Below are 14,737 nucleotides of genomic sequence, written 5' to 3'. Positions count from 1 at the left end.
GAGGACCCGGTCCCGGAGCTCAGCCGGCCCGGACCTGTTCGCGCAGGATGTCGGCGTGCCCGCAGTGGTGGGCCAGCTCCCGCAGCACCTGCAGATACACCCAGCGAAGCGTCCGCGGCCCGGCCCGGTGGCCGGTCACGACGTCGTCCAGCATCAGGCCCGCGACCGCCGTCCGGGCCGTCGCGCAGGCTGCCCGGTGAGCTGCGGTGACCGTGGCGACGGTGTCGTCGTCGGTGAGCCGGAAGGACGCCTCCGGGGTCTGCACCAGGCCGAGCCCCCGACGGGTCGCGCCGCCGACGCACTCCTCGAACCACACCCGCTGCATCCACGTGACGTGCTTGAGCAGCCCCAGCGGCGTCGTCGCGGACGGGACGAGGCGGCGACGGGCCTGCTCCTCGGTGAGGCCGTCGAGGGTCGCCTCGAGGGCGCCGCGGTACTCCTCGACGAACGCGTCGAGCTGGGTGCGCTCGCCGGCCAGTGGCACATCGAACGAACCCATGAGCGTCTCCCGGAGGTGGCTGCGCCTCGTGAGCACTATCCCGTGTCATGGCGAGGGATGGGCGCGGAGCGCACCTACCGGGTCCCGCGGATCGGGAGGATCAGCAGCGCGCCGACCAGACCCGCGACCGCCCCGAAGCCGAAGAGCGCGGGGAAGTTCTGCGGGTGCGCAACGCTCGCGCCGATCAGCAGGATCGCGGGCGCGACCGCGGGGATGATCGAGAGCGGCAGGGTGTTCGCCAGGTTCATGATCCCGAGGTCCTTCGCCGGGTTCGCCGGGTCGGGCAGCACGTGGGTGACCAGGGCGATGTCGACCGCGAGATAGATGCCCTGGCCGACCCCGAGGACGGCCATGGCGACGACGAACGCGGCGAACGTGTGCGCGCTCGCGGCGAGGACGAGGCCGACGGTGAAGATCAGCGCGGCGCCGATGACGAACGGCTTGCGACGCCCGATGCGGTCGGATGCCCGCGCGGCGATGGGGGCGACGAGCACGGACGGGCCGGTGAGCACCAGCGTCGTCAGGAAGACGGCGCCCGCGACGTTCTCCGCGGTGAACCCGAGGACGCCGATGAGGAAGAAGGCCTGGTAGGCCTGGATCGCCGCGACGCCCACGAAGATCAGCAGGCGGCTCCACCACGCCCACGCGAAGTTCGGGGCGCTGCGCGGGGCGACGTAGAAGGTGCGGAGGAACTCCCACAGGTCGAACGGCGGTCGCTGGTCGGCGGTGATGCGGCGGTCGGGCAGCGCGATCGCGAGCACCAGCGAGCCCACGCAGCCCATCGCCGCGGGGAGAAGGATCATCAGGGTCAGGTTCGGCGAGACGAGGTTGGCCACGAACAGCCCGAACAGCACCCCGACGGGCAGGGCCAGTCCGACGATCGCCGACGCGGGCCCGCGGCGCCCGGCGGGGATGTGGTCGGGGATCACCGCGGTGCAGGCGACGAACGTGGCGCTGAACCCGATCGAGGTGAGCACGTAGCCCCCGACCAGCGTCGCGGGCTGTGCGGCCAGGGCGGTGACGACGCCGCCGAGGGCGGTCAGCGCCGCGCCGCCGAGCAGGTAGGGGCGGCGACGGCCCAGCCGGCTCGTCGTGCGGTCGGAGAGCCGGCCCATCACCGGGAACGCGATGAGCGAGCAGATCGACCCGATCGCGACCACCAGCGAGAGCAGCGAGGTCGCGCCAGCCGCGTCGATCCGCGCCGCCGCCAGCGGGAGGGTCAGCACCGCGGGGACGAGGTTCGCGAGCGGTGCGGTGACCGCCCCCGCGGCGAGGGCGACGAGCAGGCCGCGCGGCGGACCCGACGGTGGTGCCCCGGCGTCGACGGCGGGACCGGCCGTGCCGGTCGGTTCGGGCGAGATGAGGCTCATGACGGTGGCTCCTGCTCGGGACTGGTCGAGATGCGGGGGTGGTGGGATCAGCGGAGGTGCGCTGCGCGCTGGTGGCCGCAGGCCACCTCCAGGGCGGCGGCCGCGGCGGCGGGCTCGCTGCCGCGCCAGGCGACGTGCTGGTCGGGACGGACCAGCAGCAGCGGGGCGCCGTACGCCTCGGCGTCCGGGACGTCCGCGGCGTCGAGCACGCGCAGGGGGACACCGGCGGCGTGCGCGTCGTCGACGACGGGGCCGGCGTCGATCCGGGCGTCGAGGCGCAGCAGCGTGAAGCCGCGGCCGAGCCGGTCGTAGAGCGAGGACCCGTCGGGCAGCCAGCGGTGGGGCAGGCGCGCCCCGGGCCGCGCGGAACCGTGGTAGTCGATCAGCGCGTCCGGCGGCACGGGGGACCCGTCGTCGACGACGGCCGGGGACCCGGCGTAGTGGTAGCCGAGCACCAGCCCGAGGCTGTGGAACTCGCCGCGCTTGACGGCCACGTCGTCGGCGACGGCGGCGCGGCGCCTCGCCCCGACGGGCCCGTCGAGGTCCAGTTCGGGGTGGGCGAACGAGCCTGCGAGCCGGGAGTCCTGGGCGCCCGCGGCGTCGATGGTGCGGGCGGCGACCGGGCGGCGCTCGGTCTCGTAGCTGTCGAGCAGGGCCTCCCCGGCCCAGCCGTGGTGGACGGCCGCGATCTTCCACGCGAGGTTCACCGCGTCGCCGACGCAGGTGTTGTAGCCGTGCCCGCCCCACGGCGGGTTGAGGTGCGCGGTGTCCCCGACCAGGAACGTCCGGCGCCCCCGGTAGCGGTCGGCGAGCAGCATCCGGGCCGACCAGGGGTCGGTCGCGCGGACGGTGACGTCGAGGTCGACCCCGGCGAGCCGCCGGACGAGCGCCGCGGGGTCGACGCCGGAGCGGACGCCCTGCGCGACGGTCCACCAGGTGCCCTCGAGATCCATCCGCCCGACGATCCCGGCGGCCTCGGTGCCGAGGACCCAGTAGTGCGCGGCGCGGGCGCAGACCAGGCGCTCGAGGTCGGGTGCGGTGAAAGTGATGTTGAGGTTGGGCAGTTCGCCGCTGCGGCCCTCGTACCGGGCGCCCACAGCGTCGCGGGTGACGCCGTTCGCCCCGTCGCAGCCCAGCAGGCGGTCTCCGGTGAGCCGCACCTCGGCGCCCTCCGGGGTCTCGACCAGCGCGACGACTCCGTCCTCGCCGTCGCGGACCGCGAGCACGCGGTGCCCGAGCAGCAGGTCCGCGGTCGGCAGTGCGGCCACCGCGTCGCGGAGCACCGCCTCGACGACCGGCTGCGGGATCTGCTGCCCGCCCTCGGCGACCTCGTCGCGCCGCCCGGCGTGCATCGCGAACGCGTTCGGGAACCGGGTGATCTCCCGGCCGGCCAGCCGGGTGCAGAACACCGCGTCCTGCGCGTAGGACACCGGGACCGGAGCGGCCCGGCGGACCCGGTCGGCGAGCCCCCACCGGCGGAAGTGCTCCATGGTGCGGGCGCTCGTGGTCTTGGCGCGGGGCCGGTCGGTCGTGACGTCGACCCGCGGTTCGATCACCGCGCAGCGGACGCCGGCCCGGGCGAGCTCGAGCGCCGCCGCCAGACCGCTGGGGCCGCCACCGGCGATCAGCACGGGGTAGTGGGACATGGCCGGTCTCCTTCTCCTGGAGCGGGCACGACGGGGTCGGCGCACCGGTCACGAGGCCGGCGCGCTACGGGAGGTGGATCAGGGGGTGAGGTGGCTCCGGAGGAACGCGACGGCGTCGTCGAAGGCGGTCCGGGCGGCCTGCGGGTCGCCGAGCCAGAGGTGGTCGGCGCCGTCGACGAGGTCCAGCCGGGGGCGGGCCCCGACGCCGTCGAGCGCATCGGCCAGGCGCTGCGACTGGCGGGTGGGGACGAACCGGTCGGCGGTCCCGTGCCGGAGCAGGAACGCCGGGGCGCCGGGGTGGACGTGGGTGACCGGGCTCGCCGCCCGCGCCGCGTGGGGGTGCTCGGTGGCGGGTCCGCCGAGCATCAGCGACTCGCGCGAGTCGGGCGAACCGGGGTCGGTGATCGAGCGGCCGCCCGTGGCCGCGTCGTCGGCCATCGTCGTGAGGTCGGACGGGCCGTACCAGTCGACGACGGCGGTGACCCCGTCCCCGGTCAGCGCGGCGAGGGCGGCGAGGTGCCCGCCTGCCGACTCGCCCCAGAGCGCGCACGGCCCCGGCCGCACGCCGAGCTCGCCGGCCTGGTCGGCCAGCCACGCCAGCGCGCCGCGGACGTCGTCGAGCGGTGCGGGGAAGCGGGCCTCCGCGCTGAGCCGGTAGTCGATCGACGCGACGGCGAAGCCCGCGGCGGCGAGCTCGGCGAACGGCGACGGGTCCCAGCCGGCGAACATCGGACCCATCCCGGACCGGCTGCCCGTCCGCCACCCGCCGCCGTGGACGAACACGACGAGGGGGACGTCGCCCGCGGAGTCGGGCCGGACGACGTCGAGCAGCAGCGGCCGGTAGCCGGGGACGACGGCGTACTCGGCGGCCCGCCAGGTGACGAGCCCGCCGCCCCGGGCGGGCGGGGCGAGCGGTGCGGGCGCCGGCGCGGGCGGCGCGTCAGTCGATGAGGTGGGCATCGAAGTGGAACTCGTTGCGGTAGCGGCGGGCCGCGTCGCCGAGCTGCTCGGGCGACGGCACCACCGGCTGCGCGGGCGGCATCGTCGAGGAGGTGCGCTCGCCCGCGGCCGCGAAGAACCGCTCGAACCCGCCGGTGTTCACCCCGAGGGTGCGTGCCCGGTGGGACTCGACGCGGAACGAGTGCCGGTGCCCGGCGGGGACGTAGCCGAAGTCGCCCGTCGTCAGGACCCGGTCGACGCGGTCGCCCTCGCCGTCCTCGACGACGACGCGGACCTTGCCGTCGAGCACGTAGAAGATCTCGTGGACGTCGGCGTGGGAGTGGACCGGGATGGCCTGGCCGCGCGGGGCCTCCATGGTGAACACGCCGAATTGGCCGTCGGTCTCGTCGCCGGACAGCAGCACCGTGAACAGCTGGTCGAACAGGTGGGCGCGCTCGCCCTCGCCGGCCTCCAGCATGTAGGGCAGCGGCTTGCCCGGCAGGGGCGAGTTCCCGCCCGCGGCGGGGGTGACGAACTCCGCGGTCATCGTGTCCTCCTCGTCGGATCGTCGGTGGTCCGGCGCGCTCATGGTGTGAGCTGCGCCGCGCTTCCGGCCACGGCATGCCATTGACCGGCATGCCACGCTCGCTCGATGAACGCGCCGCGGCGTCGCGGGAAGCGGCCGGCCGAGGGCGACCCGGTCGTGGTGCGCGCCCTCGCCCTGCTGGCGGCCTTCGACGCCGGGCACCGCACCCACAGTCTGGCCGACCTGAGCCGCCGCACCGGCATCCCGCTGTCGACCACGTTCCGGCTGGCCGGGCACCTGCTCACCTGGGGCGCCCTGGAGAAGGACGACGACGACCGCTACGTCGTCGGCCTGCGGTTGTTCGAGGTCGCCTCGCTCGCACCGCGCAGCCACGGACTGCGCGAGGTGGCGCTGCCCTACCTCGAGGACCTCCACGAGGTCTCCGGCCAGCACGTGCTGTTCGCGGTCCGCGAGGGCGACGAGGCGCTGCTCGTCGAGCGGCTCTCCTCCCGGGGCGCGGTCGAGATCGACTACCGCGTCGGGGGGCGGATGCCGCTGGACGACACCGGGGTCGGTCTGGTGCTGCTCGCCGGGGCGCCCGCGACCGTGCAGTCCCGGTGCCTCGCCGCGCTCGGGCCTGCGGCGGCCGAGCGCGTGCGGCGCCGGCTCCAGGACGTCCGCCGCCACCAGGTCGCCGTGTTCGAGCGGGCGTCCCCCGCGCCGGTGTCGTCGGTCGCGGCGCCGGTGCGCGACAGCCTCGGCCACACGCTGGCCGCGGTCTCCGTCGTGGTCCCGGCCGGGTCGGCGCCGCCGCGGGCCTACGCGCAGGTGGTGCGCTCCACCGCGCTCGCGGTCTCGCGGGGCCTCGGCCACCGCCCGCCCCGCGCGTAGGTGGCCTCCGGCCCCGTGAGCACTTTCCGGGGCTATGACACCGGAAAGTGCTCACGAGCGCGAAGCGCACCTGTCGCCCCGCGCCGCCGGGGCGCACGATGACGCGATGCGGCGAGTGCTGCGGTGGCTGCTGCACCGCGACCCGGGGTTGGCCGCCACCCGGCGGGCGGTGCGGATCGCGGTCGCGGCGTCGGTCGGTTTCCTGGTCTGCCGCTACGCCCTGGGGGACCCGACGCTGGCGGTGTACGCCGTCTTCGGGGTGATCGGCTTCGGCGTGTTCTCCGAGGTCAGCGGCACGCCGCGACAACGGACCCGGACGATCCTGGCGTGCTGGCTCGCCGGGTCGGTGCTGGTGACCGTCGGGTCGCTGCTCGCGGTGTCGACGGCGGCCGCGACCCTCGGGGTGCTCGTGGCCGGGGTCGCCGTGGCCCTGCTGGCGCTGGGCGGCCCGCGGGCGGCCGGGGTGGTCAACGGGCTGCACCTGCTCTACATCCTGCCGTCCTTCCCGCCGTTCGCGCCCGGGGAGATCCCGCTGCGGATCGGCGGCCTGGCCATCGGGATCGCGCTGCTCCTGCTCGCCGACCGGTTCCTGCTGCCCGCGCAGGCGCCGCGGCCCTTCGCCCGGCGGGCTGCGCACGCCGCCCGGGCGATCGGTGCGCACCTCGAGGCCCTGCCGGTCGGCGGCGACGCCCTGGCCCGGGCCCGCGAGGCGTCCGCCCGGGCGGCGGATCGGCTGCACCTGGGGACGGTGCCGGTCGACGAGCGCCCGACCGGACCGGGTGCCGCGGACCGCGGGCTGACCCATCTCGCCGCGGCGCTGCGGGCCCTGCACGGCCGTGTCGCCGCGCTCGAGGAGCTCGCCCCGGCCGCGGTGAGCGGGCGCGCCGGCCCCGACCCCGAGGCGCCCACCGCGATGCTCGCCGCGGCGGCCGAGTCGCTGCGCGAGGTCGCCGACGCCCTGGCCGGGCGCCACCCGATGCCCGGCCTGGACGACCTCGACGCGGCGCACGCCGGGTTCACGGCCCGCCGGGTCCACGCCGTGACGATCCTGGGTCCGGGGGAGCAGGCGGTGCGACGGGCCGAGACGGCGGTGGCGGTGTCGCAGATCGCCGAGGAGCAGCGCATCGTCGTGCTGGCCGCCCGGGTCGTGCTCGCGCCGCGCCGTGGCGTCCCGGCGTCGGTGGTCCCGGGGGAGGACCCCTCGGACGGCCCGTTCTGGTACGCCGGGGCACCCCCGGCGCTGCTGTGGTGGCGCCGGCTGCGCTGCCATCTGACGCTGCGCTCGGTGTACCTGCAGAACGCGCTGCGCCTGGGCGTCGGGCTCGCCATCGCCCGGTTCGTGGCCGGCGAGCTGGACGTGGCCCACGGCTTCTGGGTGCTGCTCGCGACGCTGACCCTGATGCGCACGTCGGCCGCGTCGACCCGGGCGGCGCTGCGGCCCGCCGTGCTGGGCACGACGATCGGCGGCGCCCTCGCCATCGGTGTCGTGCTCGTCGTCGGGCCCTACCCGGCCGCCACCGCGGCCCTGCTCCCGGTGGTCGTGGTGGTGGCCGTCGCGTCGGGCCGGCTCGCGGGTGCGGTGGCCTCGCAGGCGTGCTTCACGCTCGTCATCGCGGTGCTGTTCGCCCAGCTCGCCCCGCCCACGTGGATGCTCGGTCCGGAGCGCCTGCTCGACGTGATCCTCGGTGCCGCGATCGGGCTCGGCGTCGGCGCCGCGGTGTGGCCCGCGGGCGGCCACGGGGAGGTGCGCCGGGCGGCCGGGCGCTGTCTCGACGCCGCGGCCGACCTCGTCGACGCCACCACCGACTGGCTCGCCGGGACCGCCCCGCGCCAGGTGGTGGGGCAGCGGCTGGCGGAGATGGGGCTGGAGATCGCCCGGTACGAGGCCACGTACACGCAGTTCCGGTCGGAGCGCCGTCCCGCCCGCGCCCACGATCTCGACTGGCTCGCCGTGCTCGGCGTCGTGCACCGGGTGTGCCGCGGCGCGCGGAGTGCCCTCGCCGAGCCGCCCGGCCCGGACGATCGCGTGCCCTGGCCCGACCTCGCCGCCCAGTTGCGCGGCGACGTCGAGGTGGTCGCCGACCGGTACCACCGCTGGGCCGTGGTGCTCCGTCGCGAGGGCCGCGAGGGCGACCGGCCGCACACCGTCCCGGCTCCGCCCGCCGGGCTGGTGCACGCCGGACTGCGGGCGGTCGCCGACCTGCCGGACCGCTCCGAGCACCCGGTGCGCGCGCTGCGCCTCGTCGACGCGTGGGGGTGGCTGGGTTGGCTGGCCGACGACCTCGAGACCCTCGAGCGCATCGCCTCGCCCCCGGTCACCCGGCCCGATCCGGTGGTGGCCTGACCCGGTCCGCCCCCGCCGGGCTCCCACCCCGCTGCTCCGCCACCGGGTGACCGAAGGTCGGGACCAGCGCCGGGTCGTTGAACGCGGTGATCCGGGCGACCCGGCCGCCGCCGAGGGTGAGGACCTGGACCCCGTAGGCGTCGTGACGACCGTCGGCCCGGAGCTCGTGCACCACGAACGCGGGCTGGCCGTTGGCGCGGGTGGGCGTCAACCGCCACTGCTCCGGCCGCCGCAGCACGCGGCGGGTCAGGAACCCGACGACCGCGGGCCTGCCCGTGAACCAGGTGGGTGTCGGCGGCATCTCCATCTCGACGTCGGCCCGCAGCAGGTCGACGAGCGCGTCGGGGTCGGCGCGGGCGAACGCGTCGACGTAGCGGTCGAGCAGCCGGGTGCGCGCGGCGTCCGCCTCCGGTCCGGCCGGTCCGTCCGGGCCGTCCTCGACCGGCAGGCCCTCGGTGGGCGCCGCCTCCGCCAGGCGTGCCCGTGCCCGTCGCAGGGCGCTGTCGACGGCCGAGCTGCTCGTCCCGAGGATCCCCGCGACCTCGACCGACGTGAACGCGAGCACGTCGCGCAGGGTCAGCACGGCACGCTGGCGCGCCGGCAGCAGCTGCAGGGCCGCGACCAGCGCGAGCCGGACCTGCGCACGGTCGAGCACGACGACGGCCGGGTCGCCGCCGCCGTCGCCGCCGCCGATCAGGACGTCGGGAATCGGCTGGAGCCACGGCACGGCCGGTTCGTAGGCGGCCACCGCCACCCGGTGGTCGTCCGACGGCGGGCCCGTCCCCGACGGCAGCGGGCGCCGCGCGCGACCCTGCAGCGCCGTGAGGCACACCCTCGTCGCGATCGCGTACAGCCACCGGCGCACCGACGAGCGCCCCTCGAACCGGTCGAACCCGCGCCACGCCCGCACGTAGGTCTCCTGGACGAGGTCCTCCGCGTCGTGGATCGAGCCGAGCATCCGGTAGCAGTGCGCGAGCAGTTCGGGGCGGAACGGCTCGGTGAGCGCCGTGAACCGGTGATCGATCGAGGTCATAGGTCCTCCCTCACGCGGATCAGGCGACCGGCCGGAGTCCGGCCCCGGTGATCGCCTGCTCGGGCGCGGCGCCCGGGTTCTTCACCAGGTCGACGACGGCGGCGCCGACGGCCCCGGGGGACAGGACGGTCCCCATCTCCGCGACGAGCGTGTCCGGGTCGACGCCCCGGCGTGCGGCGTAACCGGCGACGCCCGCGGCGCCGACCCCCGCCGTCGGCGTCATCTGCGGGAGCAGGGTCACGAACCGGATGCCGAGGGCGGCCCGGTCGGACTCCTCGGCCGCGTAGGCGCGCACGTGACGGATCGCGGCGTTCGCACCCGCGTACCCGCCGCTGAGCGGCGAGCCGTGCAGCGCCGCACCGCTGGAGATCGAGACGACGACGCTGCCGGGGGCCAGCGGCTCGAGCAGCGCGGCGCGGGTCCAGGCCAGGACGTGCCGGGTGTCGACCTCCCACGCGCGGCTGAACGTCTCCCACGTCTGTTCCTGCACCGGCGCCATGTGGGGCACCGCCCCGGCGTTGAGAACGAGCACGCCGGGCCGCCGGGCGTGGACCACCTCCCGCGCGAGCGTGTCGTCGGTCGCGTCGGCGACCATCGGGACGAAGCGCCCGCCGAGGTCCCGGCGGGTCGCGGCGAGGTCCGCCTCGCCCCGGGCGATGCCGACGACGTCGGCGCCGGCGTCCACGAGCGCGGCGGCGATGGCGCGGCCGAAGCCGCGGGAGGCGCCGGTGACCACGGCGGTCGAGAAGATGTCGGACATGGGAGCTCCTGGGGCCTGCGGGTCGGGACGTGCATCGAGACCCGCGCACCGCGCCGGATCCGTCGCGGACGGACCGTGATACCGCTCACATCGTCCCCGGTCCATGCCGTCAGAGCGCCCGGAGCCGCCGGTTCTGCTACGAATCACGTCCGGGCGATCGTTGATCAGCAGGCGGCGGCCGTTCCCGCTGGGCGGCGTGGGCCACCCGGCCGGCGCCGCTCGTTCCCGGATACCGATAGGAGCAGGACGCCGATGGCGACGCGGACCCTTGTCACCCTCGTGGACGACCTGGACGGCACGACGGCGGACGAGAGCGTCTCCTTCGGGCTCGAGGGCGCGGACTACGAGATCGACCTGACGGCGGAGCACGCCGAGTCGCTGCGGCAGATCCTGGCCCCCTACGCCTCGGCCGCGCGCCGCACCGGCGGACGGCAGGCTGCCCGCCCGGTCGCCGCGGCACCTCGTGCCGCCGCCTCCCCGTCCGCAGGCACGGTGCCGGCGCGCTCGCGCAGCACCAACGGCGAGATCCGGTCCTGGGCCGCCGAGCACGGTGTCGTCCTGGCCGAGCGCGGCCGGATCCCCGCGCGGGTGGTCGGGGCGTTCGAGGCGGGCGATCCCGCTCAGCTGCCCCACTCCGGGAACGGGAACGGGACCGGGCCGAAGGTCTCGACCGAGCCGGTGAGTGCGGCCGCACCGAAGACCCCGGCCGCACCGAAGACGCCGGCCGCACCGAAGACGCCGGCCGAGCCGGCGGGTGCGACCGACGGCGAGGAGACCCGCGGCCGTGACGGGCTGACCGGCACCGAGCGGGAGACGATCCGGGCCTGGGCCGTCGAGGAGGGCATCGAGGTCAAGCCGCGCGGTCAGCTGAAGAAGGACCTCATCAGCAACTACCGCGCGTGGGAGAAGCGCCAGGCCTGAGACCGGCGCCCGGCAGGGCGACCCCGCCGGGCGCCGTGCCCGTCAGCCCGCGGCGGCGGACGGGCCCTGCCACCCACCGGTGAACCGGGGCTCGCGCTTGTCGCGGAAGGCGGCGAAGGCCTCCGAGGTGTCGGACCCCATGAGATTGACCGTCTGGGCGTGCGCCTCACGGTCGAGGGCGTCCTCGAACGACAGGCTCGCGACCTGGTCGAGCAGTCGCTTGGTCAGCGTCATGGCCGTGGGCGGGCCGGCCGCCAGCTGGTCGGCCCAGGCAGCGACCGCGGCGTCGAGCTCGTCGGCGGGCACCACACGGTTCACGATCCCCATCTCCACGGCCCGGGTGGCGGGCAGGACGTCGGACAGGAGGCACAGCTCCTTCGCGACGTGCAGTCCGACCCGCTGGACGAGCAGCCAGCTGCCGCCGAAGTCGACGGACAGCCCGCGCTTGCTGAAGATCTCGGAGAAGCGGGCCCGGTCCGAGGCGACCACGAGGTCGCAGCCCAGGGCGAGGTTGAGCCCGGCGCCCACGGCGACCCCGTCGACCTTCGCGATCGTGGGCTGCGGAACGCGGTGCAGGGCCATCGCCGCCCGGTTGATCTGCTCCATCGACCCCAGCGGGTGGGCGTCCTGGTCGACCGCGGAGAGGTCCGCTCCGGAGCAGAAGTCCCCGCCGGCCCCCGTGACGACGACGACGCGGACATCCGCGTCGGCGGCCAGCGCGGTGAACTCGGCCTCCAGCACACGGAACGACTCGCGGTCCAGCGCGTTCCGGCGGTCGCGTCGGTCGACCGTCACGGTCGCCACCCCGTCGTGGCGTTCCGTCGTCACGCTCATCTGTTCTCCTCACGTCGTGCCGGTCGCTCCGGCGCCGGCGGGGTGCCCCTCCGGTGAGGGGCGCCCCGGAGTCGGTCGGCGCTACCGCGGGGTCATACGGATCGCGCCGTCGAGGCGGATCGTCTCGCCGTTGAGCATCGGGTTCGACACGATGTGAGCGGCGAGCTCGCCGTACTCCGAGGGCCGGCCGAGCCGCGACGGGTGCGGCACCTGCTTGCCCAGGGCGTCCTTGACGTCCTCGGGCAGGCTGCCGAGCAGCGGGGTCTCGAACAGCCCGGGCGCGATCGTGACCACGCGGATGGCGAGGTTCGCGAGGTCCCGGGCGATCGGCAGCGTCATCCCGACGATGCCGCCCTTGGACGCCGAGTAGGCGGCCTGCCCGATCTGGCCCTCGAACGCCGCGACCGAGGCGGTGTTGATGATGACGCCGCGCTCACCGTCGACGAGCTCGGTCTTCGCGATCCGCTCGGCGGCCAGCCGGATCACGTTGAACGTGCCGACCAGGTTGACCGTGACGACCTTGGTGAAGTCCGGCAGCGGGAACGGGCCCTCCTTGCCGACGGTCTTGTGGGCGTTGCCGATGCCCGCGCAGTTCACCGCGACGCGCAGCGTGCCGAGCTCGGCCGCGGCGTCGAGGGCCGTGATGACCTGGGCCTCGTCGGTGACGTCGGTGGGGACGAAGCGCACCGCGTCGCCGAACTTGGCCGCGACCGACTCGCCCGGCGAGCTGGGGAGGTCGACGATCAGCACCTTCGCGCCCACGTCCACCAGCTTCTCGGTGGTGGCCAGGCCGAGACCCGAGGCGCCGCCCGTGACGAGGGCGACGGAGCCGTTGATGTCCATGAGGGCAGGGTCCTTCCTGAAGGGGGCGCTCCCGGAGCGTCGACGTCGGAGATCCGGCGCCACGCCGGAGGCTACGGAGTGGCGCCCGTCGGCGTGAGGCGGCACCGGCCCGGTCGTGGAGTCGGGAGCTCTACCGCGGGGACGGCACCTCGAGCAGCGCCGCGGCCGCCCGGTCCACGACGGCGGCGGGGCTCGGCTGGCGGGCCATCTCGGCGCGGACCTCCGCGGCGGCGGTGCGGAACGTGTCCTCGGTGAGCAGCCGCTCGACCAGGCGGAGGACGGTGGCGGCGTCGACGGTCGCCGGGTCGTCGGAGAGCCCCACACCGCGCTCGACGACCCGCGCCGCGGCGAGCGGGTTGTCCGCGAAGGCCGGCAGCACGAGCTGGGGGACGCCGTAGAACAGCGGTGCCGCCGTGGTGCCGGAGCCGCCGTGGTGCACGATCGCCGCGCAGGTCGGCAGGAACGACGCGAGCGGCAGGTACCCGACCGACCGGACGTTGGCCGGGAGCTCGCCGAGGTCGGTGAGGTCGGTGGTCCCGGCGGCGAGGACCACCTCGACGTCCATGCCGCCGAGGGCCTCGATGACGACGGTGAGGTTGGTGACCCCGCTCATCACCGGGACGACGGTGCCCAGCGTGACCGCGATCCGGGGTCGTGCGGGGCGGTGCAGCGCCCAGTCCGGGACGGCGCCTCCGCCGTTGTAGGGGACGAACCGCATCGGCCACCAGGGCGCCCCGTCGCGCTCGTCGAGCTGTTCCAGCCCGGCCGCCATCCCGCCCATGCTGGGCGGGCGGGGATCGATCCGGGCGACCGGTCCCGGCTTCGCCCTGCCGATGCCCAGCCGGTCCCGCACGCGGTCGCTGATCTCGTCCTCGCCGAAGACGTGGTGCCCGGCGCGCCAGTCGGCGTCGCGCACCGACCACGACACCCGGTTGCCCACCTCGAGGGCGGGGACGTCGAGCGCGGTCGCGGCCAGCATGCCCGCGGCGTGGTCGGAGGTGTGCACGACCAGGTCGGGGCCGAAGGCGCGGCCTGCCTCGACGGTCCCCTCGGTCATCGTCACCGTGAAGAGCCCGAACGGATTGCCCGTATCCGCGGCGAGCCGGTACTCCTCGGGGAGGTCCTCGTCGGGCTCGCCGCCCGACATCACCCGCGCCATCAGGTCGCCCCACACGTCGCGCTGCGGGAACACGTCGAACACCGGGAGCCCGGCCGCCGACCCGACGGCGACCATCTCGGACGTGGTCGCCAGCAGCACCTCGTGCCCGGCCGCCCGCGCAGCCCACATCAGCGGCACCAGCGGCAGCGTGAGGCCGTGGCCGGGCGCCGTCGCGAACAGCGCTCTCACCGGGCGTCTCCTCGCCCGGCGGCCTCGGCGTGGGCCAGGCGCAGGGTGGTCGTGAGCCAGAGCAGGATGTCGTGCAGCCGCAGGCGGGTCGGGTGGGCGTCGCCGGTCGCGGCGGCCGCGGCCCGTTCCAGCTCCGCGAACGCGTCGGCGTTCGCGCGCAGCTCGCGGCCGATCACGGCCTCGACGCCGCTGTCGCCCTCCTCGAGGTGGGGCAGCAGCGCGCGGCGGGTCGTCCGGGTGAGGTGCGGGACGAGGCCGGGGTGGCGGTGGTGCAGGGCGGCGAGGACGTGCCCGGAGTGCGCCCCGGCGTCCTGGCCGATGCGCCGCAGCAGCGCGCCCGCCGTGCCGGGCTCGGCGAGCACCGAGAGCTCGTCGTCGGGCAGGGTCCAGAACGGCCGCTCCTCGGCCCGGGCCACCAGCGCCTCGACGAGCGGCGCCACCCGGTCGAGGGCGTCGTGGACGTCCTGCCACCCGGCCTCGTCGAGGCGCCCGTGCAGGCCCTCGGCGAGCAGGACGTCGGCGTCCAGACCCGCGCTCGCCGGACGGGCGTCGAAGCGGGCCCACCCGAACGCGGGCACCTGCACCCACCGGCCCTCGGGCGTGCCGGGGGACCGGAAGCGCAGCGAGCGCAGGCCGCGGGCGTAGCCGACGACGGCGTCCAGCGCACGGTCCAGCGGGACCGGCTCCGGACCGGCGCTGGGCAGGCGCAGGACCAGGTCCGTGCGCTGCATGCCTGCGGTCACGCCCGCCATGGTGCACGTGACCCCGCCCTGTGAGCACCAA

General features: G+C 75.9%; 14 protein-coding genes. 3 read left to right on the top strand and 11 right to left on the bottom strand.

Features of this window, described 5'->3' with window-relative positions; all coding sequences use genetic code 11:
* Nucleotides 1–19: 19 nt before the first annotated feature.
* The 5 genes from VGI02_RS20560 to VGI02_RS20540 all read right to left on the bottom strand — a co-directional run bounded on the left by VGI02_RS20560 (nt 20) and on the right by VGI02_RS20540 (nt 5,001).
* A complete protein-coding gene (locus VGI02_RS20560) occupies nt 20–499 on the bottom strand; it encodes a DinB family protein (RefSeq protein ID WP_331630314.1) in 480 nt (159 codons plus the stop codon).
* A 74-nt stretch (nt 500–573) separates the two neighbouring features.
* The gene (locus tag VGI02_RS20555) at nt 574–1,869 is read right to left on the bottom strand and encodes an MFS transporter (RefSeq protein ID WP_331630312.1); all 1,296 of its coding nucleotides are present in this window, start codon (nt 1,867–1,869) and stop codon (nt 574–576) included.
* A gap of 47 nt (nt 1,870–1,916) precedes the next feature.
* Entirely contained in the window at nt 1,917–3,515 is a 1,599-nt protein-coding gene (locus tag VGI02_RS20550; protein WP_331630309.1) for an FAD-dependent monooxygenase, read from the bottom strand.
* Nucleotides 3,516–3,593: 78 nt separating this feature from the next.
* Nucleotides 3,594–4,475 carry an alpha/beta hydrolase fold domain-containing protein gene (locus VGI02_RS20545; protein WP_331630306.1) on the bottom strand — a complete coding sequence of 294 codons (882 nt, stop codon included), beginning with the start codon at nt 4,473–4,475 and terminating at the stop codon, nt 3,594–3,596.
* Nucleotides 4,456–5,001 carry a quercetin 2,3-dioxygenase gene (locus tag VGI02_RS20540; RefSeq protein ID WP_331630303.1) on the bottom strand — a complete coding sequence of 182 codons (546 nt, stop codon included), beginning with the start codon at nt 4,999–5,001 and terminating at the stop codon, nt 4,456–4,458. Before VGI02_RS20540 ends, VGI02_RS20545 begins: the two co-directional genes overlap by 20 nt.
* 105 nt (nt 5,002–5,106) lie before the next feature.
* Between VGI02_RS20540 and VGI02_RS20535 the strand changes: the two genes are divergently transcribed.
* Together VGI02_RS20535 and VGI02_RS20530 are read left to right on the top strand one after the other, a co-directional pair.
* Complete coding sequence (locus VGI02_RS20535) at nt 5,107–5,871, top strand: IclR family transcriptional regulator (protein ID WP_331630300.1); 765 nt, start codon at nt 5,107–5,109, stop codon at nt 5,869–5,871.
* Between the two features lie 106 nt (nt 5,872–5,977).
* Nucleotides 5,978–8,215, top strand: a complete 2,238-nt coding sequence (locus VGI02_RS20530; RefSeq protein WP_331630297.1) for an FUSC family protein — start codon at nt 5,978–5,980, stop codon at nt 8,213–8,215.
* Here the strand turns inward: VGI02_RS20530 and VGI02_RS20525 are convergent.
* Together VGI02_RS20525 and VGI02_RS20520 are read right to left on the bottom strand one after the other, a co-directional pair.
* Entirely contained in the window at nt 8,187–9,248 is a 1,062-nt protein-coding gene (locus VGI02_RS20525) for an RNA polymerase subunit sigma-70 (RefSeq protein ID WP_331630294.1), read from the bottom strand. The genes VGI02_RS20530 and VGI02_RS20525 overlap by 29 nt on opposite strands.
* A 19-nt stretch (nt 9,249–9,267) precedes the next feature.
* Nucleotides 9,268–10,008 carry an SDR family oxidoreductase gene (locus VGI02_RS20520; protein ID WP_331630291.1) on the bottom strand — a complete coding sequence of 247 codons (741 nt, stop codon included), beginning with the start codon at nt 10,006–10,008 and terminating at the stop codon, nt 9,268–9,270.
* A gap of 252 nt (nt 10,009–10,260) precedes the next feature.
* On the opposite strand from VGI02_RS20520, the gene VGI02_RS20515 reads away from it, so the two are divergent.
* Complete coding sequence (locus tag VGI02_RS20515) at nt 10,261–10,929, top strand: histone-like nucleoid-structuring protein Lsr2 (RefSeq protein WP_331630288.1); 669 nt, start codon at nt 10,261–10,263, stop codon at nt 10,927–10,929.
* 42 nt (nt 10,930–10,971) lie between these two features.
* Here VGI02_RS20515 and VGI02_RS20510 read toward each other — a convergent pair whose 3' ends face one another.
* From VGI02_RS20510 to VGI02_RS20495, 4 genes are all read right to left on the bottom strand, one after another.
* Nucleotides 10,972–11,763, bottom strand: a complete 792-nt coding sequence (locus tag VGI02_RS20510) for an enoyl-CoA hydratase/isomerase family protein (RefSeq protein ID WP_331630286.1) — start codon at nt 11,761–11,763, stop codon at nt 10,972–10,974.
* Nucleotides 11,764–11,844: 81 nt separating this feature from the next.
* A complete protein-coding gene (locus tag VGI02_RS20505; RefSeq protein WP_331630284.1) occupies nt 11,845–12,606 on the bottom strand; it encodes a 3-hydroxyacyl-CoA dehydrogenase in 762 nt (253 codons plus the stop codon).
* 130 nt (nt 12,607–12,736) lie between these two features.
* Nucleotides 12,737–13,954, bottom strand: coding sequence for a nucleotide disphospho-sugar-binding domain-containing protein (locus VGI02_RS20500; protein ID WP_331630282.1), 1,218 nt, complete (start codon nt 13,952–13,954; stop codon nt 12,737–12,739).
* Nucleotides 13,951–14,697 carry a hypothetical protein gene (locus VGI02_RS20495; protein ID WP_331630280.1) on the bottom strand — a complete coding sequence of 249 codons (747 nt, stop codon included), beginning with the start codon at nt 14,695–14,697 and terminating at the stop codon, nt 13,951–13,953. The genes VGI02_RS20500 and VGI02_RS20495 overlap by 4 nt, the downstream gene beginning before the upstream one ends.
* Nucleotides 14,698–14,737 lie beyond the last annotated feature (40 nt).

This window comes from Actinomycetospora sp. (assembly GCF_036497245.1).
GTDB lineage: Bacteria > Actinomycetota > Actinomycetes > Mycobacteriales > Pseudonocardiaceae > Actinomycetospora.
This window is presented reverse-complemented; position numbering and strand designations above follow the sequence as displayed.

What these genes read in the sequence shown, in the direction of transcription:
- VGI02_RS20540 (WP_331630303.1), bottom strand. Translation starts at nt 5,001, where the DNA reads ATGACCGCGGAGTTCGTCACCCCCGCCGCGGGCGGGAACTCGCCCCTG.
- VGI02_RS20530 (WP_331630297.1), top strand. Translation starts at nt 5,978, where the DNA reads ATGCGGCGAGTGCTGCGGTGGCTGCTGCACCGCGACCCGGGGTTGGCC.
- VGI02_RS20545 (WP_331630306.1), bottom strand. Translation starts at nt 4,475, where the DNA reads ATGCCCACCTCATCGACTGACGCGCCGCCCGCGCCGGCGCCCGCACCG.
- VGI02_RS20515 (WP_331630288.1), top strand. Translation starts at nt 10,261, where the DNA reads ATGGCGACGCGGACCCTTGTCACCCTCGTGGACGACCTGGACGGCACG.
- VGI02_RS20535 (WP_331630300.1), top strand. Translation starts at nt 5,107, where the DNA reads ATGAACGCGCCGCGGCGTCGCGGGAAGCGGCCGGCCGAGGGCGACCCG.
- VGI02_RS20520 (WP_331630291.1), bottom strand. Translation starts at nt 10,008, where the DNA reads ATGTCCGACATCTTCTCGACCGCCGTGGTCACCGGCGCCTCCCGCGGC.
- VGI02_RS20555 (WP_331630312.1), bottom strand. Translation starts at nt 1,869, where the DNA reads ATGAGCCTCATCTCGCCCGAACCGACCGGCACGGCCGGTCCCGCCGTC.
- VGI02_RS20560 (WP_331630314.1), bottom strand. Translation starts at nt 499, where the DNA reads ATGGGTTCGTTCGATGTGCCACTGGCCGGCGAGCGCACCCAGCTCGAC.
- VGI02_RS20550 (WP_331630309.1), bottom strand. Translation starts at nt 3,515, where the DNA reads ATGTCCCACTACCCCGTGCTGATCGCCGGTGGCGGCCCCAGCGGTCTG.
- VGI02_RS20510 (WP_331630286.1), bottom strand. Translation starts at nt 11,763, where the DNA reads ATGAGCGTGACGACGGAACGCCACGACGGGGTGGCGACCGTGACGGTC.
- VGI02_RS20505 (WP_331630284.1), bottom strand. Translation starts at nt 12,606, where the DNA reads ATGGACATCAACGGCTCCGTCGCCCTCGTCACGGGCGGCGCCTCGGGT.
- VGI02_RS20525 (WP_331630294.1), bottom strand. Translation starts at nt 9,248, where the DNA reads ATGACCTCGATCGATCACCGGTTCACGGCGCTCACCGAGCCGTTCCGC.